At 51.8% G+C, this 6700-nt stretch carries 3 protein-coding genes and 4 pseudogenes; 3 read left to right on the top strand and 4 right to left on the bottom strand.

The genetic code is table 11. The features are described from left to right. From T18_RS27965 to tsaA, 3 genes and pseudogenes are all read left to right on the top strand, one after another. A pseudogene (locus T18_RS27965) lies at nt 1-253 on the top strand (virulence protein); the annotation flags it as partial. Between the two features lie 1582 nt (nt 254-1835). After that, nucleotides 1836-2468, top strand: coding sequence for an HAD family hydrolase (locus T18_RS23930; protein ID WP_010892515.1), 633 nt, complete (start codon nt 1836-1838; stop codon nt 2466-2468). Between the two features lie 664 nt (nt 2469-3132). Continuing rightward, nucleotides 3133-3660 carry a tRNA (N6-threonylcarbamoyladenosine(37)-N6)-methyltransferase TrmO gene (tsaA, locus tag T18_RS23920; RefSeq protein WP_010892516.1) on the top strand — a complete coding sequence of 176 codons (528 nt, stop codon included), beginning with the start codon at nt 3133-3135 and terminating at the stop codon, nt 3658-3660. Nucleotides 3661-3743: 83 nt separating this feature from the next. Here tsaA and T18_RS23915 read toward each other — a convergent pair. From T18_RS23915 to T18_RS23900, 4 genes and pseudogenes are all read right to left on the bottom strand, one after another. Then, nucleotides 3744-4689, bottom strand: a pseudogene (locus T18_RS23915) (IS110 family transposase). A 228-nt stretch (nt 4690-4917) separates the two neighbouring features. Beyond that, a pseudogene (locus T18_RS23910) lies at nt 4918-5115 on the bottom strand (transposase); the annotation flags it as partial. 124 nt (nt 5116-5239) lie between these two features. Next, nucleotides 5240-6041 (bottom strand): annotated as a pseudogene (istB, locus tag T18_RS23905) (IS21-like element helper ATPase IstB). Beyond that, a partial coding sequence (locus T18_RS23900) for a Mu transposase domain-containing protein (protein ID WP_414896163.1) occupies nt 6031-6700 on the bottom strand: 670 nt, incomplete at its 5' end. The gene T18_RS23900 and the pseudogene istB, both read right to left, overlap by 11 nt.

Genomic DNA, 6700 nt, shown 5'->3' with positions numbered 1-6700 from the left:
CCTGGGCGTAGCGTATACCCATCAAGACGGTCAACCAGAAGAGAGGTTGTCAGGGAACCACTTGGACCATAAAATCAACAATATCCCTAACTTGGTCTTCAACGTTGCGGAACCGATTATGTTCAATGAAATCTCCGCTCTCGAGGTTATGGCAGAAGTTCGGCCCATAGCCCGATCCATTAAAACGGCTCACGACGATGCGCGAGCGGAATTAATGTCGGCGGACAGACCTCGATCAACGCGCGGTCTATGACTATCCGTGCTGTTCGTCACCCGCTTATAGTTGCCATCACAATCGGATTTCAACTGCCCCGGTCTTTAGGTGCGGCCGAGGACAATGTAGCACGCACTTACGGTGCGTCTCGTCTGACGCTTTCTATGTTCCGCATACGTGGGCCGACGAACATATGCAAGTACTCGCGACTGAAATTGCTTGACCCTAATAGATCCAACGCTCGCCGCGGCGCTATTGGTGTTTAAGCTTCCTGTCAGCATCAAATTTCTTGGGGCATAAAACCATAGGACCTTTGGTATCTAAGTGTGCTGGTCCCGGTGGGGTCGCGGAAGTTGTGATGAAACGTTGATAGCGCCATCCCAGAGAGCTTTGTTTTACAGTCTCCGGTGTGATCACAGCAGCAACAGGTTGACCGCAATGACGCTGCCATCGATAAAGCTGACCACATATCCTCAATCATGCTCACACCATGACGCGCTCGCCGAGCACCATGCAATAAGCCCCGTCATGAACGTAGTAATGTTGGAGATGACAGTAGTCGGCGGTGCGCGAGCAAATCAGGACGACAGATTTGCCTCGATCGCGCATATGATTCGATTCGCCCTACATTCGGCACAAGATGCGCAGATTGCGGTGGTGGACCTGATGACGGGTATATTCACCCTCCGCCGGGTTCGGCCCATCGTAGCAGCGCAAGGACTAACACCGCGATGATCGCGCTCTATGTTGATCGATCTCCGCTGCACGGAACGCGATCTAGTGGTGCACCTGAATCAGCCGCCTTAGACGTCAATTCCATTGTCATAAAAGTCACGAACAATAACAAGACGATCAGCAAATTCGAGCTCTATGCAAAGATCGCGATATTTGCTGACGGGAACAGAATTCCTATCAAACCGATGGTGGCTGAATTTGTCGACTGTCAAATAGCCGACTTTCCGATCAATACATAATTGCACGCAATCTCTTACCTCCAGCTCTGAGTGACAAATATAAACAATCGTGCTCAAAAATGAATTTGGCTGGTTTTCCCGTTTAATCGACACGCGCCACGGTCTCTGCAACATGCCTTTTGCTAATTCTAAAAAATTGCACATCAATTTCCGGCCCTCTTTCTGGGACGACATATTGGTGCGTTGCGCTGTCCAAGCAATCCATGTTGGAAAAAACTTGGTTTCACCTGTAACACGCAAGTTTTTGTGGCAGGGTCCGGCGGAAACAACAAGCCACGCGACATAGCTTACCGCATCGGGTCGTATGCGTTGATTTACCAATACTGCTTAGGCGTTGTAATTGAATTGGGAGCGTTGAGTAACGACTGGACGTTCTTGCCAGCATTCCCGGCAGCAAACCGATCGCGGATGTTACTGTTGAAACACAGTTTCTGTTTAACCAGCTGTCGGGGGATGATAGTCCTGATGCCAGACCGGGCAACTGGAACGCTATATATATCCCCGAATGTTATTTTAAATAAATCCAGAATTAACGAATATAAAACTCATGAAAAAATATAATGCAATAATAAACAAAAATAAATAATCATGAAAATGATCTTCTTCGAGCATTAATCAAGTATTTACGCGAAATAAGGTCTGCATGAATGAATGAAATTGAAGGTTATAAGCTAATAATATTTGATTTTGATGGTACGTTGGCAGACAGTGGTGCGTGGATATTAAGTGCTCTGAGGGAAATGTCCGAACGTCACAGATTTGTGACGCCTAGCGACACTCAGATTGAATATCTGCGCGGCCTTTCAATTTGCCAGGTTTTGAGATGGCTAAGAGTACCGGTTTGGCGCATTCCTCTGATCGTCAAAGATTTGCGTAAACTGGCTCGTGAAGCCACGTTCGACATATTTCCTAGGACAGAAAAAGTCCTACTTCACCTCGAGGATCAGGGGGTGGAGCTTGCAATCCTAAGTTCGAACAGCACTGAAAATATTCGGCGCGTGCTCGGGCCATTGGATAGTTACTTTACTTATATAGAGGGTAGCTCACCGCTGTTTGGGAAGGGCAAAAGGATTAATAAGATACTTCGTCGATGTAAAAAGTCCCGTAATGAAGTCCTTCTTGTCGGAGATGAGGTGCGTGATATTGAGGCAGCGAAGAGCCAAAACATTGCCTCGGCAGGAGTAACCTGGGGTTATGCCAAAAGAGAAGCTTTGGCGTACAGCAATCCCACCCACATTCTCGAAGACATTGAAGATTTAATAGACTTAAAACCTCTTTAGAGCAGAAGCGCTACACTTACAAAAAACCTCTTGCAGTCGACAAATGCTTATCGCGACTTGTAGTTAAATGAGAAGAAAATGAAAGCATCGATCAAAAAAATTCTTTTCTACGTCGCGATAATATTCGGGCCAGGATTAATATATTTTCCTGTATATGAAATATTACTAAAGATTTACAGAGAAGATGGTGGGCCTACATATTTTTTTCAGTTTTATACGGATTTTACGTTCCTTTGGATGATGGGATTACTGCTTTTTGCTTTGTCGATTATGCTTAAAGCGAAGCGTTAGTTTCACCCACTCCGCCCGCGAAAATTTTAAAAGCTTCACCGGGCGTTCCCTTCAAGGGCGTTCGGCGTGATGGTCTCAAGAGTTAAATGACGTCACCTCATCGGTCGAACGGCGCATCTTTCAAGCCAACGGATCGAAAGCCCTCAAACGACAGCCGCATATTGTGATCTGGATTGACACGCGCGGCAGCCACAGCACCTGTTCGACTGCGCGAGACGGGATTATCTGGGGTAATCATTGGTGGGCGGTGCGGTTTTGAGTACAGGAACGCCGCGCAGGTTGGGTCGGCACAAGCATATGACAATTGAAATGAAATGCGGCGAATCTGACATGACCCATTAACTCATCTCTTACAAGCTTTTCAAGCTAAGCGATGTCTGCTGGCGCGCTAAACTCGGCAGGAGCTGTCATGCACTCAACCAGATTGCGAACAAACGAGGTCGCGGTTGCGCTACCCGAAGAAGGCGACGCATCGCTTTTTTTTGTGGGAAAGATCCGGACGCCCTGGAAAAGTCGAAGTGACACTCCCAGGCAGGGGAGTGAATTGGGGCCACTATGCACACTTGAAATTTCGGAACCGTGGGCCGTGGCGCTAAAGGGGGTCGAGGCGTATTCGCGACTTGAGATTCTTTATTGGCTGCACGAGTCACCACGCGATATCGTCCTACTAAGTCCCGCTGACGATGGAGAGATTCACGGTGCTTTCTCTCTGCGAGCGCCTGTGAGGCCTAATCCGATCGGAACATCGATTGTGAAAGTGGAAAGGGTATCTGGGAACTCGATTGTTGTACGTGGTCTTGATTGCCTGGATGGAACACCGCTGTTGGATATAAAACCGGACCGCTCGCTATCAAAGCCGCTAGCCCCAGTGAGGAAAAGTTTCTCGATTCCCGCCGCCTGACTCGCATGATGCACCTCTTCGGTCCGCAGAAAAAGCCGCGGGTCGAGATAGGGCTTTCCGGTGAACTAGAGTATCCGTTTTGATCAAGCGGGTTTTGGCTGCCATTTTTGATTTTTCCGCAGCAATGCGTTTGCGAGCACAATGAGCGTTCGCATGACGGCTGTTATGGCGACTTTTGGTGGCTTTCCGGCTTTAGTGAGTTCTTCGTACTTCGTACTTCGTCTTGAGTTGCGGGTTGAAGCGGCATGCGACAAGAGCTGGCATATAGAGCGCGTGGCGGACGATGGCCCTTCCGCCAGCAATGAAAGCGCGTCCGGTCCATCGTCCGGACTGGCGGCTCATGGGCGCCAGTCCGGATAATGCGGCTACAGCCTTCTCATCCAGCTCGCCCAGTTCGGGCATCTCGATTAGGAGCGTAAAGGCCGTGATCTGCGAGACGCCAGGAATCGAAACGAGTATATCGAACCTGGCTTTGAGGGAGACATCAGCGCCGATCAGCGACATGATGGCCTCGTCCACAGCCTTCATCTGCCGCTCGATCTGCCTGAGCCTATCGACATTTTGTCTCTTCAATAGCAGGTTGGAGACGTTCTTCGCCCTGTTCTTTGCGGCAGTCCTGTCCTTGATCAGGGCCAGGCGCGCGACATGTAATTCCTTCAAGTCGTTGTGGATTTGCGTGTTGGCTCGCAGGATGCGCGGTGCCAGAAGTGCGCCGTAACGGGCCAGCAGTCCGGCATCGATCCTGTCGGTCTTGGCCAGTCTGCCCGTGGCTTCAGCAAAACGTCGGGCAAGGCGCGGATTGACCTTGGAGAGCCGCAGCCTTTGGACCATCATGAAGCGCTCGAAGGCCTTGTGACAGGCGCCTGTGGGTTCATAGACAATCCGCTCCACGCCCTTTGTGCCGATCCATCGGACAATTGCGGCAAATCCCTTGCGGTCATTGGCAACCGTCAAGCTTCTTCCATCAGGCAGGCTGTGCAGATCGATATGGTCTTTCGAGATGTCCGCGCCGATGGTAATATCCGTCATCTTTTCTCATCTCCCATGCTTGTCATCCGAGCCTTAAAACTCGGGTATCCGTTCAGGACGATTGGAAAAGATGGGGGCGATCAAACTCTAGTTCGGCCCGGCATTCGTCAGAATGGCGGCCTCGCATTTCACGACCCGTCCCCCATCGCCGGAAGAGGATGGCCGTCCTCTCCGGCGCTTCTTTATCTCACGAAGAAGCAAGAAGTTTATAAGACAAGCAGATCCTGTTCAATCCGGGTCATAGCCTGCAGCCCTGAAGTAATTTGCGCATTCCTCCGATGTGAATCGGGGGATCAATGTGCCGACGACATCCCATAGGGCGTCGATCTTTCGCTCCGCCCGAGCCCGTAGCATAGCTTTCAATTTCGAGAATGCGTTTTCGATGGGATTAAAGTCGGGACTATAGGGTGGCAGGAACATGAGTTTGAGTTTGAGCTGTCAGACTGGGCTTAAGAGCCCACCGAGCAATGCATGAGACATAAAGTGTTGATTTCCATGTGGAACTGAGCCGGTTTTTCCTCCGGGAAGTGAGCCACCTCTGACTATGGTTTTATGATTGGATTTTGGTCAAGGGATTGGCTTTTTCTCCTCTCTTGTTTGCTGCGGCTGCCGAACTGGCTTTGAAGCGGAAGCTGTCATTACCTGTTTCCAGGATATGGCAGGGATGGGTCAAAGGATCGAGCAAATGCCGTCGTCATCTTGGCGTCGCCGAAGACCGTTGCCCATTCGCTGAAGCTGAGGTTGGTGGTGATGATGACGCTGGTGCGCTCATAAAGCTTGCTCAGCAGGTGGAAGAGCATCGCTCCGCCTGAGGCACTGAATGGAAGGTATCCGAGCTCATCGAGGATCAGCAGATCGAGGCGAACCAGCGTCTCAGCGATCTGGCCTGCCTTGCCTTTAGCCTTCTCCTGCTCGAGCGCGTTGACCAGTTCGATGGTCGAGAAGAAGCGGACCTTGCGGCGATGATGCTCGATCGCCTGGACACCGAGGGCGGTCGCGACATGTGTTTTTCCTGTGCCCGGTCCGCCGACAAGCACTATATTCTGCGCCCCGTCGATGAACTCGCATCTGTGCAATTGGCGCACCGTCGCTTCGTTGATTTCGCTGGCGGCGAAGTCGTATCCGGAGATGTCCTTGTAGGCCGGGAAGCGGGCAGCCTTCATGTGATAGGCGATGGACCGGACCTCACGCTCGGCCATCTCGGCTTTCAGCAACTGGGACAGGATCGGCACGGCCGCGTCAAAAGCCGGAGCACCTTGCTCGATCAGGTCCGTGACGGCTTGAGACATGCCATACATCTTCAGGCTACGCAGCATGATGACGACGGCGGCGCTGGCGGGATCATGACGCATTGCGACCTCCCACGATCCGGACACGCAGGCCATCGTAACGTTCGACATTGGCCTTGGGCTCCCGCAGCAAGGTCAGTGCCTGTGGCGTATCGATGTCGGGACCGTCTGTCGTCTTGCCATCAATCAGCATATGCAACAGATTCAGCACATGCGTTTTGGTTGCTACGCCTTGATCCAGAGCCAGTTCCACAGCTCTAACGACGACCTGTTCGTCGTGATGGAGGACGAGAGCGAGGATATCGGCCATCTCGCGATCACCGCCAGGGCGGCGCAGCATCTGGTCCTGCAGTCGTCGAAAGGCCAGCGGCAATTCCAGGAAAGGTGCGCCATTGCGCAGGGCTCCGGGTTTGCGCTGGATGACGGCAAGGTAATGCCGCCAGTCATAGATTGTCCGGGGTAGCCTGTGGCTGCGCTCGATGACCCGCGCGTGTTCACATAGAATGTTTCCCTCGGCTGCGACGACCAGGCGCTCGGGATATATCCGCAGGCTGACGGGCCGGTTTGCAAATGATGCAGGCACGCTGTAGCGGTTCCGCTCGAAGGTAATCAGGCATGTTGGTGAGACGCGCTTGCTCTGCTCGACGAAGGGGTTTGGGGAGCAATGGAACCAAAAACCAACGTAAGCCCTACCAACGCTTTTCGGTGTCTTCTTCCCAGGC

The organism is Rhizobium sp. TBD182 (genome assembly GCF_001950375.1).
GTDB lineage: Bacteria > Pseudomonadota > Alphaproteobacteria > Rhizobiales > Rhizobiaceae > Agrobacterium > Agrobacterium tumefaciens.
The sequence above is the reverse complement of the archived record's forward strand: the minus strand, read 5'-3'. Positions and strand labels throughout refer to the sequence as shown.